The 14,092-nt window shown below is 66.0% G+C and carries 15 protein-coding genes and 1 pseudogene; 8 read left to right on the top strand and 8 right to left on the bottom strand.

Features of this window, described 5'->3' with window-relative positions; translation table 11 throughout:
- Positions 1-18: 18 nt before the first annotated feature.
- The 3 genes from rpoH to mtgA are packed head-to-tail and all read left to right on the top strand — an operon-like array spanning position 19 to position 2,861.
- On the top strand, positions 19-924 hold the full coding sequence (gene rpoH / locus IFT82_RS03045) for an RNA polymerase sigma factor RpoH (RefSeq protein ID WP_192124437.1): 906 nt from the start codon (positions 19-21) through the stop codon (positions 922-924).
- Between the two features lie 16 nt (positions 925-940).
- Positions 941-2,176, top strand: a complete 1,236-nt coding sequence (locus IFT82_RS03050) for a flavin monoamine oxidase family protein (RefSeq protein WP_192124438.1) — start codon at positions 941-943, stop codon at positions 2,174-2,176.
- Positions 2,177-2,186: 10 nt separating this feature from the next.
- Positions 2,187-2,861 carry a monofunctional biosynthetic peptidoglycan transglycosylase gene (gene mtgA / locus IFT82_RS03055; protein WP_192124440.1) on the top strand — a complete coding sequence of 225 codons (675 nt, stop codon included), beginning with the start codon at positions 2,187-2,189 and terminating at the stop codon, positions 2,859-2,861.
- A 19-nt stretch (positions 2,862-2,880) separates the two neighbouring features.
- Here the strand turns inward: mtgA and IFT82_RS03060 are convergent, their stop codons facing one another.
- Both IFT82_RS03060 and IFT82_RS03065 read right to left on the bottom strand, forming a co-directional pair.
- Positions 2,881-3,153, bottom strand: coding sequence for a hypothetical protein (locus IFT82_RS03060; RefSeq protein ID WP_244646453.1), 273 nt, complete (start codon positions 3,151-3,153; stop codon positions 2,881-2,883).
- A gap of 46 nt (positions 3,154-3,199) precedes the next feature.
- Positions 3,200-4,180, bottom strand: a complete 981-nt coding sequence (locus IFT82_RS03065; protein ID WP_192124444.1) for a cysteine synthase A — start codon at positions 4,178-4,180, stop codon at positions 3,200-3,202.
- A 97-nt stretch (positions 4,181-4,277) separates the two neighbouring features.
- On the opposite strand from IFT82_RS03065, the gene IFT82_RS03070 reads away from it, so the two are divergent.
- A complete protein-coding gene (locus IFT82_RS03070; RefSeq protein ID WP_342355028.1) occupies positions 4,278-4,751 on the top strand; it encodes a hypothetical protein in 474 nt (157 codons plus the stop codon).
- A 118-nt stretch (positions 4,752-4,869) separates the two neighbouring features.
- Positions 4,870-5,589 (top strand): leucyl/phenylalanyl-tRNA--protein transferase, encoded by a 720-nt coding sequence (gene aat, locus IFT82_RS03075; RefSeq protein ID WP_192124446.1) that lies wholly within the window; start codon positions 4,870-4,872, stop codon positions 5,587-5,589.
- 35 nt (positions 5,590-5,624) lie between these two features.
- On the opposite strand, the pseudogene IFT82_RS03080 reads toward aat, so the two are convergent.
- From IFT82_RS03080 to IFT82_RS03095, 5 genes and pseudogenes are all read right to left on the bottom strand, one after another.
- Positions 5,625-6,056 (bottom strand): annotated as a pseudogene (locus IFT82_RS03080) (DUF2155 domain-containing protein); the annotation flags it as partial.
- Positions 6,053-6,448, bottom strand: a complete 396-nt coding sequence (locus IFT82_RS03085; protein WP_192124448.1) for an NADH:ubiquinone oxidoreductase subunit NDUFA12 — start codon at positions 6,446-6,448, stop codon at positions 6,053-6,055. The gene IFT82_RS03085 and the pseudogene IFT82_RS03080, both read right to left, overlap by 4 nt.
- A 56-nt stretch (positions 6,449-6,504) precedes the next feature.
- A complete protein-coding gene (locus tag IFT82_RS03090) occupies positions 6,505-6,975 on the bottom strand; it encodes a DUF192 domain-containing protein (protein WP_342355029.1) in 471 nt (156 codons plus the stop codon).
- On the bottom strand, positions 6,972-7,538 hold the full coding sequence (locus tag IFT82_RS20705) for a cold-shock protein (RefSeq protein WP_244646455.1): 567 nt from the start codon (positions 7,536-7,538) through the stop codon (positions 6,972-6,974). Before IFT82_RS20705 ends, IFT82_RS03090 begins: the two co-directional genes overlap by 4 nt.
- 23 nt (positions 7,539-7,561) lie before the next feature.
- Entirely contained in the window at positions 7,562-8,089 is a 528-nt protein-coding gene (locus IFT82_RS03095) for a RecX family transcriptional regulator (RefSeq protein ID WP_192124452.1), read from the bottom strand.
- 128 nt (positions 8,090-8,217) lie between these two features.
- Between IFT82_RS03095 and IFT82_RS03100 the strand changes: the two genes are divergently transcribed.
- The 3 genes from IFT82_RS03100 to IFT82_RS03110 all read left to right on the top strand — a co-directional run bounded on the left by IFT82_RS03100 (position 8,218) and on the right by IFT82_RS03110 (position 11,868).
- Positions 8,218-9,966 carry a fatty acyl-AMP ligase gene (locus tag IFT82_RS03100; protein ID WP_192124454.1) on the top strand — a complete coding sequence of 583 codons (1,749 nt, stop codon included), beginning with the start codon at positions 8,218-8,220 and terminating at the stop codon, positions 9,964-9,966.
- A gap of 94 nt (positions 9,967-10,060) precedes the next feature.
- A complete protein-coding gene (locus tag IFT82_RS03105) occupies positions 10,061-11,344 on the top strand; it encodes a dicarboxylate/amino acid:cation symporter (protein WP_192124456.1) in 1,284 nt (427 codons plus the stop codon).
- Positions 11,341-11,868 carry a biliverdin-producing heme oxygenase gene (locus IFT82_RS03110; RefSeq protein WP_192124458.1) on the top strand — a complete coding sequence of 176 codons (528 nt, stop codon included), beginning with the start codon at positions 11,341-11,343 and terminating at the stop codon, positions 11,866-11,868. Before IFT82_RS03105 ends, IFT82_RS03110 begins: the two co-directional genes overlap by 4 nt.
- 13 nt (positions 11,869-11,881) lie before the next feature.
- On the opposite strand, the gene IFT82_RS03115 is transcribed toward IFT82_RS03110, so the two are convergent.
- Positions 11,882-14,023: a histidine kinase dimerization/phosphoacceptor domain -containing protein gene (locus IFT82_RS03115; protein ID WP_192124460.1), complete on the bottom strand. Its 2,142-nt coding sequence runs from the start codon at positions 14,021-14,023 to the stop codon at positions 11,882-11,884.
- Positions 14,024-14,092 lie beyond the last annotated feature (69 nt).

The raw sequence follows: 14,092 nt of genomic DNA on the forward strand, positions 1-14,092 counted from the left end.
CCGAGGAAAGGGATCAACATGGCAAAAGGCAGCAACGTCCCGGCGACGATACCTGCACTCGGCGGCGAACAGAGCCTCAACCGCTATCTGTCCGAAATCCGCAAGTTTCCCCTGCTCCAGCCCGAGCAGGAATATATGCTCGCCAAGCGGTTCCAAGAGCATGGCGACACCGACGCGGCGGCCCAGCTGGTCACCAGTCACCTGCGGCTTGTCGCGAAGATCGCGATGGGGTATCGCGGCTATGGCCTGCCCACGTCCGAACTGATTTCGGAGGGCAATATCGGCCTGATGCAGGGCGTGAAGAAGTTCGAGCCCGATCGGGGCTTCCGGCTCGCCACCTATGCGATGTGGTGGATTCGCGCGTCGATCCAGGAATATATCCTGCGGTCGTGGAGCCTTGTGAAAATGGGCACCACCGCCGCACAGAAGAAACTGTTCTTCAACCTGCGCCGCATGAAGTCCAAGCTCGACGCGTTCGAGGATGGCGACCTCCGCCCCGAGGACGTCACCAAGATCGCCACCGATCTGGGCGTTGCCGAGCATGACGTCGTCTCGATGAACCGCCGCATGGCGATGGGTGGCGATACGTCGCTGAACGTGCCTATGCGTGAAGATGGTGAAGGTCAGTGGCAGGACTGGCTTCAGGACGATGCGCCGTTGCAGGACAAGATCGTTGCCGATCAACAGGAAGCGGACGTCCGTCACGACATGCTCGTTTCCGCGATGGACGATCTGAACGATCGCGAAAAGCACATCCTGACCGAACGCCGGCTGACCGATGACCCCAAGACGCTGGAAGAACTCAGCCAGGTCTATGGCGTCAGCCGCGAGCGCGTACGCCAGATCGAGGTGCGGGCGTTCGAGAAGCTGCAAAAGGGCATGATGCGGCTGGCGGGGGAAAAGCGGCTTTTGACCGCCGCCTGATCCGGCCCCGACAATCATGCCGGATATCGTCGTGATCGGCGGCGGCGCGGCCGGCATTGCCGCCGCCCGCCGCCTTCACGATGCCGGTGCCGACGTGCTGCTGGTCGAAACGTCCGACCGGCTCGGTGGCCGTGCCTACAGTAGAAATCTTGCGTTACCCGGCGGTGGCGATGTCACCGTCGATCTGGGTTGCGGCTGGCTTCATTCCGCCCGTCGCAATCCTTGGACGACGATTGCCGAGGCGCGGGGCTTCCCGATCGATCGGGGATCGCCGCACTGGGACGTGCAATGGTGCGATCTCGGCTTTCCTCCCGCTGAACAGCAGGCATTCGCAACGACGCGGGAACGATGGGAGGCGGCGGCCCATGCCGCGCTGACCGGTCCCGATCGGCCGCTGTCGGACTTCATCGATACCGCCGACCCCGCCCGCCCGATGATCGACGCCATCTCCGGCTTCGCCAACGGCGCGGCATTGACCGACGTCTCGCTGCACGACTGGGCCGCCTATGAGGATGCAGCCGGTGACGACAATTGGGCGTTACCGGCTGGTTACGGCACGCTGATCCATGACCATGCCCGCCCCCTGTCGGTGCGGCTCCACACGCCGGTCACCCGGATCGATCACCATGGTGCCGTCCTGCGGCTCGACACGCCCGTCGGCACGATCGAGGCTGAACGGACGATCGTCTGCGTGCCCACGACCGTCATCGCCGATGGAGGGATCGTCTTCGATCCGCCACTGCCCGCCAAGCTTGATGCCGCCGCCGCGCTGCCGCTGGGGCTGGCGGACAAGGTGTTCCTGCATGTCGATGCCCCAATATGGCCTGCCGATGCCCATCTGATCGGCAATCCCCGCTCCGCCTGCACGGCCAGCCATCGACTGTCGCCGTTCGGTCGGCCGATCGTCGAAAGCTTCTTCGGCGGCCCCTGTGCGGAGATGATGGAGGGAGGCGACGCCGCCGCTTTCGCGATCGACGAACTGGTCGCGCTGCTGGGTGGCGACTGGCGGTCGCGCTTCACGCCGTTGGCCGTTACGCGCTGGCGCCAGGAACACGGAATCGGCGGCAGTTACAGCCATGCCCGTATCGGTTCGGCCGGCCAGCGGATGGTGTTGGCCCGACCGGTCGACGACCGGCTGTTCTTCGCGGGGGAAGCCTGCTCGCCGCACGACTTCTCGACCGCGCATGGTGCCTATGCCACCGGCATCGCCGCCGCCGACCGGGTTCTGGCCCTTTCCCGCCACGCCCGATAGGACCGCCAACATGATCTTCATGTTGCGCTGGCTGGCAAAGGCCACCCTGATCTTCGTTGCGGTGACCATCCTGTGGGTCGGCCTCTATCGTTTCGTGCCCCCGCCCTTCACCTTCACGATGATGGGCGACGTGATCGCCGGGCGCGGCGTGACCAAGGATTGGGTGCCATTGTCCCGGATCGATCCGGATATGGCGCGGGCGGCAATCGCCGGTGAGGATGCTCGCTTCTGTTCCCACAACGGCTTCGACTTCCGTGCCATCTCGGCGGCGGCGGTGCGCAACGCGCAGGGACGCCGCATCCGCGGCGGTTCGACGATCAGCCAGCAGACCGCCAAGAACGCATTCCTGTTCCAGGGTGGTGGCTATCTGCGCAAGGCGGCGGAGGCGTATTTCACCGTCCTGATCGAGGCGCTGTGGGGCAAGCGGCGTATCATGGAGGTGTATCTCAACATCGCCGAAACCGGGATCGGCACATATGGTGTCGAAGCCGCAGCAATCCGTTATTTCCATCACGACGCCAGCCACCTGTCGCCGACCGAGGCGGCACGAATCGCTGCGGTCCTGCCGCTGCCCAAGAAACGGGCGGCGATCGATCCTCGCGGGTCGATCCGGCGTCATGGCAATACCATCACCCGTCATATCGGCGTGGTGCGCCGCGCAGCGCTGGACAAATGTGTGTCGTGATCGGGTGAGATGACCTTGCTCAACGCGGTGGAGCGGCATCCTGCACATTGGCGCTGCTCGGCGCGACGCCCATCTCGGCCAGCGGTTCTCCGGTTTCCGGCACCATGTCGTTGGACGCGGCGATCTCGGCGACCAGATTGGCCTGGGCTGATCCGCCGACCGCGCGCTCATGCGTCGCGCTGGCGATGATCGTACTGGCCGTGGCGATCAGCACGACCACCGCGATCAGGCCGATCAAGCCGACCTTGATACGCTGAAACGACTGCGATGGTTCGGGACGGCCTTTCATCATGTGGCCGGAATGTAACACTACCGCCGATATTTCTCAACCCGTCGTCTCAAACGACCGGCTCGACGAGTCCCTTTTCCGCACGCCAGACCGGGTTGTGGAGCGTCGACAGATAGCGGAAACCGGTGTCGCACAGGATCGTCGCAATCCGCCGCCCCGGCCCCAGGGCACGCGCCAGTCGCACCGCGCCCGCGACATTGATCCCCGACGACAGACCGAGACACAGCCCCTCTTCATCGAGCAGGCGCCGCACCCATTCATAGCCCTCCTGATCGGCGACCCGGAACTGCGTGTCGATCGGCGCACCTTCCAGATTGGCGGTGATCCGCCCCTGCCCGATCCCCTCCGCCACCGACGATCCCTCCGACCGCAGTTCGCCATACGCATAATAGTCGTAGAGCGCGGCGCCATGCGGATCAGTCAGCGCGATCGTCACGCTATCGTCTTTTGCCTTCAGGCCCAGTCCGACGCCGGCGATCGTGCCGCCGGTACCCGCCGCGCAGGTGAAGCCGTCGATGCGGCCATCCATCTGCGTCCAAATTTCCTCCGCCGTGCCGACGATATGGGCGCGGCGGTTGGCGATATTGTCGAACTGGTTGGCCCAGATCGCCCCCGGCGTCTCCTCCGCGATCCGGCGCGAGGTGTGGACGAAATGACAGGGGCTGGAATAGGGCGCGGCCGATACCAGCACCAGTTCCGCACCAAGCGCGCGCAGCGTATCCATCTTCTCGCGGCTCTGCGTCTCGGGCATCACGATGATCGTGCGGTATCCCTTGGCATTGGCGACCAGCGCCAGCCCGATACCGGTGTTGCCCGCCGTCCCCTCCACGATCGTTCCGCCGGGGCGTAGCGTCCCGCGCGCCTCCGCATCCTCGACGATGAACAGTGCCGCGCGATCCTTTACCGAGGCACCGGGATTGGCAAATTCACATTTACCGAAAATGTCGCAACCCGTCGCCTTGCTCGGTCCGTCGAGGCGGACGAGGGGGGTATGACCGATCAGGGCGAGCGTATCCGGGGCAGTATGCATGCCACAGGCCATAGGCCCCTGCCACCGCCTGGCCAAGCGACCGCCCATTTACCGCCCCCAAGTATCACTAATGGCGCCGGGGTGGGTGCTCCCGTCAATGGCCGATGCCGGTCGGCACCCCTACGGTTCGCACCACCGCACAGCGCTTGACGCAATGCAGCATATCGGCAAAATCGACGGCGTCATGAAGATGCACCCTCTGTTCACCGCCGCCCCGCTCCTCTTGCTGGCCGCCTGCAATTCACAGCCGCAGCAGCCCGAAGTTGTTGATTCCAATCCCGATCCGCTCGCCAACCAGATCGCGAACGCCGCACCGGTGGAACTGCCGCCATCGATCCGGGTGGAAAAGACGTTCCGTTGCGCCGATGGCTCGCTGGTCGGCGTGGTGTTCTTCAATGGTGACAAGCAGGTCAACGTCCGCGTGCCCAGCACGGCAACCACCCCGACGGTGCTGAAGGCGCCAGCGAAGGGCGAGCCATTCACGGCCGAGGGCGGCTGGACCCTGACCGGCGACGATACCAAGATCACGCTGACCCAGCCGGAAAAGAAGGCGCTCAGCTGCCACGTCTGATTCCGGCCCGTTCCGATCATCCGGAGGCCGGCGGCTGGTTCCGCCGGCCTTTTCTTTTGGCCGCCGCGTATCCACGCCTTGTCCGCCGCCGTCCGCAAGCCCACGTCGAAGCGTGACGATGGATATCCTCGATCCCCAACTCGTGCTTGGTGCCTATTCGGTCGGGGTGTTTCCGATGGCGGATGCCCGCGATGCCGATGGCGTCTATTGGGTAGAGCCGCGCCGCCGGGCCGTGCTGCCGCTGGACGGGTTCCACCTGTCGCGTACGCTGCGGCGGACGATCGCGGCGGACCGGTTCCAGGTTACCGTCGATACCGATTTCACCGCGATGTTACGCCTGTGCGCCGAGAGTGCCAGCGACCGGCCCGAAACCTGGATCAACGGCGGTATCGAGGACGTGTTCGTCCGCCTCCACCACCTCGGATTTGCGCACTCGGTCGAGTGTCGTGACGGTGATCGGCTGGTGGGCGGATTGTACGGGCTCGCGATCGGCCGGGCGTTTTTCGGGGAAAGCATGGTCAGCCGCGCGACCGATGCGTCGAAGGTCGCGCTGGCCTGGCTGGTCGCGCGGTTGCGGGTGGGTGGCTTTACCTTGCTCGACTGCCAGTTCCAGACGCCCCACCTCACCTCACTCGGCGCGGTGGAGATATCACGCACCGATTACATGGCGTTGCTGGAGGCCGCGCTTGAGGGGGGGACGACGGCCGGCTCGCCGGATGTGGTGTCCGGGCGCGGGGCGGCCGATTTCGGCGCCCTTGATCGTGTGCCGGCGATCGACTCGGTATCCGGCCCGGTCGCGGGGAAGGACATCGTGCAGCTTTTGGTCCAGACGTCGTAGATTGGATGCTGGACGACGTTCAGCGCCGACCGCTCCTTGAACAGCCATCCTGAAAAACCACGCCGCCATGCCCGGTCGGGGCCACGCACGTCCATCTGCACGAACGCGCCCGTCAACTGCTCCGCCTCCCACGGCGCGGTCCGGTCACAGGCGCGCAGGCGGACGACCACGTCACCGATCCGTGCCACGCCGCCGGGGCGGAGGCGCACCTCGCGGCTGGCGCCGTTACGCTTGTTGAGTACGCCGATCACGGCGATGCGTTCTGCCATCGGAGTCGTACCGGCGATCATCGGGCCGGCGCCGCTGGTGTCGACCGTCTCGATACCGGTCGGCGGCGCCTCGGGCACATCCTGTTCGACCCGGATCGGCGCAACAGCGGGATCGGGCGCGGTCAACGCGCGATAGCCGAACCAGCCACCGATCGCGAGCGCCACGACCAGCACGGCCGCGGCGACCCAGCGGATCATCCCTCCGGCGTCCAGGCTTCGTAATCGCCCGTCGCGGCGGCGCGCTGCCCGCCCTTTTCCATCGCCCCGGCCGGGCGATAGGCCAACGGCGTACCGGTCAGGTTGGCGATCGCCGGCTTCTGCCAAGCGCGCTGCGGCGGCATGGACCGTTCGGGAACGTCGTCGACCTGACGGTGGAGCCACGCGACCCATTCCGGCGGCACCCGGCTGGCGTCGTTGGCACCCTGATAGATCACCCAGCGGCGAGGATGACCGGCGGTATCCTTGCGCCCTTCGTAATAGACGTTGCCCAGCGCATCCTCGCCCTTCCGGGCCATGCCGCGCAGGCCATAGACGCGGGTGCCGATGGTGGCGCCGTTCCACCAGGTGAAGATCGAGGACAGGATACCCATGCCGTCCGCTTACCCCGACCGATCGCCGTCATCAACCGCCGATCGGCGGTCAAACGTCATGATCCGGTCGTCGACCAGCTGACCCGGTCGCCCTCACCGATCCCCAGTTCGCTTGCCCTGCCGCCGCGGAGTTCCAGAACGGCCGACACCGGCTCGCCCGACGGGACCGACGCTTCGGAGAAGGGGACGGTGTTTTCGGCGATACGGGCGATCGTGCCGTCGGCACGGATGAACAGGATGTCGAGCGAGGTCGGCGTGTTCTTCATCCAGAAGCTCGTCTCGCGCGGTTCGCCCCCATCAGGTGGATAGGGCGCAAACAACATCGCCGAATCCGCGACGAGATTGGTGCGGAACATCAGTCCGCGCGCCTGTTCCGCCGCCGTCTGCGCCAATTCCGCCCGGAAGACATGACTGCCCCCCGCCCCGTCGATCCGGACCGGCACGATCCGTACGCCTTCCGCCTCCGATCGACGGCCGTCACAGCCGGCCAGCGCCAGCAAGGCGATCACGGTGGCCACCTTCTTCACGATACAGGCTCCACCACGACGGCCAGCGCACCCTTGCAACCATCGACGATGCGGGCACGCACCGGCTGTTCGGGTTCGACGGCGATCAGGCCGCCGCGGCGCAGCGTCTCCATGTGGACGAACACATCGGCTCCATCCCGATCGCGGATCAGGAAGCCGTATCCCTTCAGCCGATTGAACCATTTCACGCTGGCCGGTTCGAAGGCGCCGGCACTGTCGATCATGGTGAGCGGATCGATCCGATCCTCGCGGGGGCGGGGCAGCGGAACATCCGCCACCGCCTGGGACAGGTCGATCGTCATGATCTGCCGGGCCTGCAGGCCCCGGCCGCGCTCGACCACCAGCGCCTCGACCCGGGCGCCTTCGGGCAGGCTGCGGCGGCCATGCTCTTCCAGCACGCTGAAATGCACCAGCACATCGCCCATTGCGGGATCGTCCGCTACGATGAAGCCGAATCCCCGCGTCACGTCGAACCATTTGACCACGCCGACGACCGGTACGCCCGGTACGCCCGACCCGATTCCATCGTCTGTACCGTGTGCCGGCTGCAACCCTTGCTCCATCGGCCACCCCTGACGGCGCCCTGCTAGCATGGTTCGTCATCCCCGCAAGGACCTATGGCCGAAGCGGTATCTACATCGATTGTCTGACCGGGATCGGCAAAGGCGATTAATCTTGCCAGCACAAAGGAATGGCCTGCCCTGACCATGGCACCGATATGCTTTTCCCGCTGGGCCTTTTCGACCGGTGCGGGCGCAAACGGGCCGATCCGCCGCCGCCGGGCGAAGGCCAGCGCGCTGTCGAGGCGATCGCGAGCCACCGCAGGCTGAACCGCCGCGACATCCTCGGCGCCGACACGCGCCTGTCGCAACGCCATCGTCACCCGTCCCGCGCCGAGCCCGCGTCGGGTCAGCGCCGCCGCCTTGGCGGTCGCATAGGCACGGTCGTCGACATAGCCGAGCCCCGCCATCTTTTCTGCGAGATCCTCCGCAACGGTCCGCGCGTCGCCTTCTCCCGCCCAACCGCGCTCGCGTGCCTTGCGCACCAGATAGTCGGCCAGCTTGCCGCGCGTGGTGGCGAACCGCTCGACATAACGCAGCGCCAGACGCTCCATCGCGGACGGATCGAGCGGGAGTACCGGGCGCCTGGTTGATCGATCCGCCGTCATTCGCCTTGATTGTGCCACACTGGATAAGGAAGGAATAACCGGCGCAGGTGCGCCGCTCGAAGGACCAAGGCACGATGACGACCGAGATGCAATGCCAGGCCGCCCCGATCGCGACGCCGACCGCGGATGCGCTTCCCCGCCGCTTCGCCGATTTCGGGACGCTGGGCGAGGCATTGGACTATGCCGCCGGCGGCGTCCGTGGCCTGAATTTCCATGATCCGCGCGGCGCATTGGCACGGCCTTATGCCTTTGCGGAACTTCGCGAAGATGCATTGCTTGCCGCGCGCCGGCTGATCGCCGCCGGCGTGAAGCCGCAGGATCGGATCGCACTGGTCGCCGAAACCTCGGCCGAGTTCGCGGCCTTGTTCTTCGGGGTGGTCTATGCCGGTGCATGGCCGGTGCCCTTGCCGCTGCCGACCTCGTTCGGCGGGCGCGACTCGTATATCGATCAGCTTCGCGTCCAACTCGCCAGCTGCGACCCATCGATGCTGATCTATCCGCCCGATCTGATCGCGCTGGCCGGGGAGGCTGCCGCCGTGGCGGGCGTGACCGGGATCGACTGGACGAGCTTCGCCGCACGTCCCGCGCCCGAGGTGACGCTGCCACAGGCCGAGCCGGACCAGATCGCCTATCTGCAATATTCCAGCGGTTCGACCCGTTTCCCCCACGGCGTCGCGATCACGCACCGCGCGCTGCTCAACAATCTCGCCGCGCACAGCCACGGCATGGCGGTGCGCGACACCGATCGCTGCGTGTCATGGTTGCCCTGGTATCACGACATGGGGCTGGTCGGCTGCTTCCTGTCGCCAGTGGCCAATCAGGTATCGACGGATTATCTGAAGACGGAAGATTTCGCCCGCCGCCCGCTGGCTTGGCTCGACCTCATCAGCCGGAACGAGGGCACCACCCTCTCTTATTCACCGACCTTCGGTTACGACATCTGCGCGCGTCGCATCTCCTCGCAGACCAAGGCGTCCGACCGGTTCGACCTGTCGCGCTGGCGGGTCGCGGGTAACGGCGCGGATATGATCCGCCCCGACGTGATGCAGGCATTCGTCGACGCCTTCGCCGATGCGGGTTTCCAGGCCGGTGCGTTCCTGCCCTCCTACGGTCTGGCGGAAGCGACGCTGGCGGTGTCGATCATGCCGCCGGGCGAGGGTATTCGCGTCGAGCTGGTCGAGGAGACCGAGCTGTCGGGCGCCCATGCCAATGACGACAGGCCACAACGGTTCCGCGCCATCGTCAACTGCGGCAAGCCGGTGCGCGACATGGAGGTCGCGATCCGTCAGGAAAACGGCGCGCCGCTGCCGGAACGGGCGATCGGCAAGGTCTGGTGCCGGGGGCCATCGGTGATGGTCGGCTATTTCCGCGATCCCGCCGCGACCGAGGCGTGCATGACCGATGGCTGGCTGGATACCGGCGACATGGGCTATATGTCGGACGGATATCTGTACATCGTCGGCCGCGCCAAGGACATGATCATCGTCAACGGCCGCAACCACTGGCCGCAGGACATCGAATGGGCGGTGGAGCAACTGCCCGGCTTCAAGTCCGGCGACATCGCCGCCTTCGCGATTACCACGCCGGGTGGCGAGGAGACGCCGGCGGTGCTGGTCCAGTGCCGCAGTTCCGACACCGCCGAACGCAGCCGCCTGCGCGACGCGATCCGGGAACGGGTACGCTCGGTCACGGGCATGAACTGCGTGATCGAACTGATCCCGCCGCGGACGCTGCCGCGGACGTCGTCGGGAAAACTGTCGCGTGCCAAGGCGCGCAATCTCTATCTGGCCGGCGAGATCAAGCCCTACGACATCGCCGCCTGACGCCGCCATCGGCATGGGCATCACAGGCTGCCTATTCGCCGGTGCAGCAAAGCTTGCTGGGAAACTGCGCCGTCATGCGCCAGGTTCGGGCATCATGACACGTGTCTCCTTTAGCGCCCAGGTGTTCCTGGGCATGGCCGCCGGCCTGCTGCTCGGTTTCTGGGCCCGTACCCTGGGTGAAACCAGCGCACTGGCCGAGGCATTGCGCATCATCGGCGAAATCTTCGTCCAGCTGTTGCGGGCGCTGGTGGTGCCGCTGGTCTTCACCGCGATCGTCGCCTCGATCGCGGCCCTGCGCGATCTGGGTAACGCTGCGCGACTGGTGGCGGGCACGCTGATCTGGTTCGCGATCACCGCATTGATCGCAGTCAGCATCGGACTGGCGCTGGGCCTGCTGATGGAGCCGGGCGTACGTGCCGGGGTGGATGCCGCGACGGCAATCCGACCGACCTCGACCGGATCATGGCTCGACTTCCTGCGGGGGCTGGTGCCGTCCAACATGCTTGGCCTGAGCGCATCGACCAAGTTGACCGATAGCGGGGCGACCACGTCGATCTCGTTCAACATCCTCCAGATCATCGTCGTCGCCATCGCGCTGGGGATCGCCGCCGTGCGGGTGGGCGAGCCGGGATCGGCCTTCCTGTCGTTCAATGCCTCCGCCCTCGCCATCTTCCGCCGGGTGCTGCGCTGGGTGGTGAGGCTGACCCCGATCGGCACGGCCGGGCTGCTGGGCCATGCGGTCGTGCAATATGGCTGGCAGTCGCTGTCGGCGCTGGGTGCCTTTGCCGGTGCGGTGTATCTGGGACTGGGACTGGTGCTGCTGGTCGTCTATCCGGTCCTGCTGCGGATGAACGGCCTGTCCATCCGGCGTTTCTTCGCCGCCGCATGGCCCGCGATCCAGCTTGGCTTCGTGTCGCGCTCGTCGATCGCCACGTTGCCTGTCACCGAAGCGGCGGTGGAGCGGATCGGCGTTCCGAAAAGCTATGCCGCCTTCGCCGTGCCGTTCGCCGCGACGACCAAGATGGATGGATGTGCCGCCGTATACCCCGCGGTGGCGGCGCTGTTCGTCGCGCAATATTATGGCATCGCGCTCCATGCTTCCGACTATCTGCTGATCGTCCTGGTATCGGTGGTTGGATCGGCGGCGACCGCAGGGCTGACCGGGGCGCTGGTCATGCTGACGCTGACGCTGTCGACGCTGGGGCTGCCTTTGGAAGGAGCGGGCCTGCTGCTTGCCATCGACCCGATCATCGACATGGGGCGTACCGCGGTCAACGTCGCCGGACAGGCGCTGGTGCCGACGATCGTCGCCCGCCGGCAGGGACTGATCGTGGACATCGCGGCGACCGATCCGGCGGCGGTTCCCGCGGCGGCATGACCCCGGTCGCCCGGCTGCGTGCCGCCACAGCGCCATCGCACGACATGGTCGATGCGGCGTTCGGCCATCACGATCTGACGAAGGCGGCGGATTATTCCCGCTTCCTGATCGCCCATGCGCTGGCGCTGCCCGCCGCCGAACGTCAATTCGCCACGATGGATCGATTGCCGCCATGGCGGATTCGCACGCCGTTACTGTTGGCGGACCTGCAAGACCTCGGCCATGCCCTCCCCACACCTCTCGCGTTCACGCTACCTGATATGGCGGGTGCGGCATGGGGAGCGCTGTATGTGACGGAAGGATCGCGTCTCGGCGGCATCATGCTGGCACGATCGGTCGACCCGAGTCTGCCCACCCGCTATCTCGGCGCGAAGCATGAAAGTGGGGAATGGCGGGGATTGCTCGCGGCGATCGATGCCGAGGGTGAGCGGCAGGGCGAAGCATGGATCGATGGCGCCATCGCGGGTGCGGAGATATGCTTCACCCTGTACCGGCACGCCGCCGCCCGGATCGCCACCCGCTGAAGCAGCCCCTGTCTCAGCCCTCCTGAATCGGCGCGGTCAGGATGGCGCGCAGCCCTGGCTGGTTATCGTCCTGCTCGATCTCGCCGTTCAGCCGGGCGACCATCGCCGCCATCATCCGGCTGCCGAAGCCTGCCTTGTCGCCGACCTTGCCCCGTCCTTCGTCCGCGACGATCAGGCGCAGACGGTTGCGATGCTGTTCCAGCACGATGGCGATCGGGCCGGGCAAGCCATCATAGGCATATTTGGTCGCATTGATGACCAGTTCGGTCATCACCAGCCCGACATTCACCGCCCGGTCGGACGGGATCAGCACCGGCGCGAAATCCAGCCTCATGCGCGACGCCCATTCCTCCCCCAGCGACAGCTTCATGTCACCGGCCAGTTCCTCAAGGTACCGGGCCAGATCGATGGTTTCGATCCGATCGTCGCGGTACAGGCGACGATGGACCTGCGCGACGGCGGACAATCGCGCCTGTGCCTCGCGCAGGTGATCGGACACCTCTCCCGGCCCGACTGCACGCGCCTGCATCGCCAGGAAGGCGGATACGAGTTGCAGACTGTTCTGGATGCGGTGATCGACCTCCTTCATCAGCAGGTCTTTCTGCTGCAGCAATGCCTCGCGTTCGTTCGCGGTGCGGGTCAGCTGGGCGTTCAGATCACGTAGCTGGCGGACCTGGTAGGCATCGTGAAAGGCACGCCGCAGGCGATGCGCAGCCTCCACCTCTTCCAGCGTCCAGCGGCGCGACAGGCCGCGCACCGCCTCCGTCCAAGTCTCGAACGATGCACGCGGCGTCAGTTGCTCGCCCGGTGTCAGGCCGACCGACTTGTGCGGGTTGCCCGCCCATTCGATCTCCTCGATCTGCTCCATGCGGAACCACAACAGGGTGCCGCCTTCTTCCCCCAGCGTCATCGCGAGCAGACCACTGGCATTGCCAGCATGTCCGACGGCCTCCGGCATCGCCGTGGCCAGTTCGTGCGTCACGAAAGGATCGCTGCCGCCACGTGCACTGACCCACGCCCCAATCTCCCGGATCGTATCTTCAGGTGGACAGATGCCGTCGACCACCACCGTCTGGCCGTGGACCAGCGCAAAACCATCGGCTCCCAGCATCGTGCGCAACTCGCGCTTCACCCGCGCCACCGAATGGGGCAGGCCGGTCGCGCCCGCCAGCTTGGGGACGACATCGTCCTCCGCCGCGCGCAGCCGCAACCGCTCGCGATAGGTTTCCGCTTCCTCCTTGGCGCGGACCTGTCGGGCAAGGCCGGATGCCAGCATCGCCGCCGCCGCACGAACGTCGGCGGACAGCGCGTGCGGCGTACGATGATGGCAGGCGATCAGCCCCCATAGCAACCCGTCCTTGACGATCGAGATCGACGCGGAAGCGGCTACTCCCATGTTCATCAGGTACCGGACATGGATGGGCGACACGCTGCGTATCGCCACGTCGGACAGGTCGACCCCCGCGAAGGCTGCTGGCCTGATCGGCTGCGGGTGATAGGTGACGTCGGGGATCGACCGGGTACGGTTGCGGATATAAAGCGCCCGCGCTTGACGCGGGATGTCCGATGCCGGGAAATGATGATGCATGAAGGTGGACAACGCCGGATCGCTGTCTTCCGCCACGACGCGCCCGGCATCGTCGTCCAGAAAACGATAGACCATGACCCGGTCGAACCCGGTCAGCGTTCTGAAGGCGACGGCCGCACGATCGCACAAGGTACGCAGATCGCTCGCGCGCTCGAAGCTGGTGGCGAAGGCATCGAGCCGACTCAGGGTCGCGCCAGCGCTCATCGGTGCTGCGGCACTCGGCTCCAGCTCGACGAGCAGATGATCCCCTGCCCGGTGCACGGCGACGTCAAACCGTTCGTCATGCACGGTGATCGGCATACCAATCACCGTCCCGCCCGAACCAGAAGGAGCAGTCGCGATCAGTGCCGCGATATCCTGGCGCACCAGCGTCGATAGCGGCGCGCCCAGCCATTCCGGCGACAATCGCGTCTCGATATCGCCCGCTCCCGCGATCACGGTCATCGAACCGGCATCAGCGATCAGCAGCAGTCCATGTGGCTGGATCGATCCGGGTATATGGATGGGCTCCCGATCACAGCCGGCCAGGTCAAGGCCGGGATCGGTCGAAATACTATGCGACGCCATGGCTTACGCTTACCTCTTTACGGAAAGCGGCATGAACGTTTCGTCCGGGCATTGCAAATCCGGTACCCT

Origin of the sequence: Sphingomonas sp. CFBP 8760, from assembly GCF_014841615.1 — a bacterium.
Taxonomy (GTDB): Bacteria; Pseudomonadota; Alphaproteobacteria; order Sphingomonadales; family Sphingomonadaceae; genus Sphingomonas.

What these genes read in the sequence shown, in the direction of transcription:
- rpoH (WP_192124437.1), top strand. Translation starts at nt 19, where the DNA reads ATGGCAAAAGGCAGCAACGTCCCGGCGACGATACCTGCACTCGGCGGC.
- IFT82_RS03050 (WP_192124438.1), top strand. Translation starts at nt 941, where the DNA reads ATGCCGGATATCGTCGTGATCGGCGGCGGCGCGGCCGGCATTGCCGCC.
- mtgA (WP_192124440.1), top strand. Translation starts at nt 2,187, where the DNA reads ATGATCTTCATGTTGCGCTGGCTGGCAAAGGCCACCCTGATCTTCGTT.
- IFT82_RS03060 (WP_244646453.1), bottom strand. Translation starts at nt 3,153, where the DNA reads ATGATGAAAGGCCGTCCCGAACCATCGCAGTCGTTTCAGCGTATCAAG.
- IFT82_RS03065 (WP_192124444.1), bottom strand. Translation starts at nt 4,180, where the DNA reads ATGCATACTGCCCCGGATACGCTCGCCCTGATCGGTCATACCCCCCTC.
- IFT82_RS03070 (WP_342355028.1), top strand. Translation starts at nt 4,278, where the DNA reads ATGGCCGATGCCGGTCGGCACCCCTACGGTTCGCACCACCGCACAGCG.
- aat (WP_192124446.1), top strand. Translation starts at nt 4,870, where the DNA reads ATGGATATCCTCGATCCCCAACTCGTGCTTGGTGCCTATTCGGTCGGG.
- IFT82_RS03085 (WP_192124448.1), bottom strand. Translation starts at nt 6,448, where the DNA reads ATGGGTATCCTGTCCTCGATCTTCACCTGGTGGAACGGCGCCACCATC.
- IFT82_RS20705 (WP_244646455.1), bottom strand. Translation starts at nt 7,538, where the DNA reads ATGGAGCAAGGGTTGCAGCCGGCACACGGTACAGACGATGGAATCGGG.
- IFT82_RS03095 (WP_192124452.1), bottom strand. Translation starts at nt 8,089, where the DNA reads ATGGAGCGTCTGGCGCTGCGTTATGTCGAGCGGTTCGCCACCACGCGC.
- IFT82_RS03100 (WP_192124454.1), top strand. Translation starts at nt 8,218, where the DNA reads ATGACGACCGAGATGCAATGCCAGGCCGCCCCGATCGCGACGCCGACC.
- IFT82_RS03105 (WP_192124456.1), top strand. Translation starts at nt 10,061, where the DNA reads ATGACACGTGTCTCCTTTAGCGCCCAGGTGTTCCTGGGCATGGCCGCC.
- IFT82_RS03110 (WP_192124458.1), top strand. Translation starts at nt 11,341, where the DNA reads ATGACCCCGGTCGCCCGGCTGCGTGCCGCCACAGCGCCATCGCACGAC.
- IFT82_RS03115 (WP_192124460.1), bottom strand. Translation starts at nt 14,023, where the DNA reads ATGGCGTCGCATAGTATTTCGACCGATCCCGGCCTTGACCTGGCCGGC.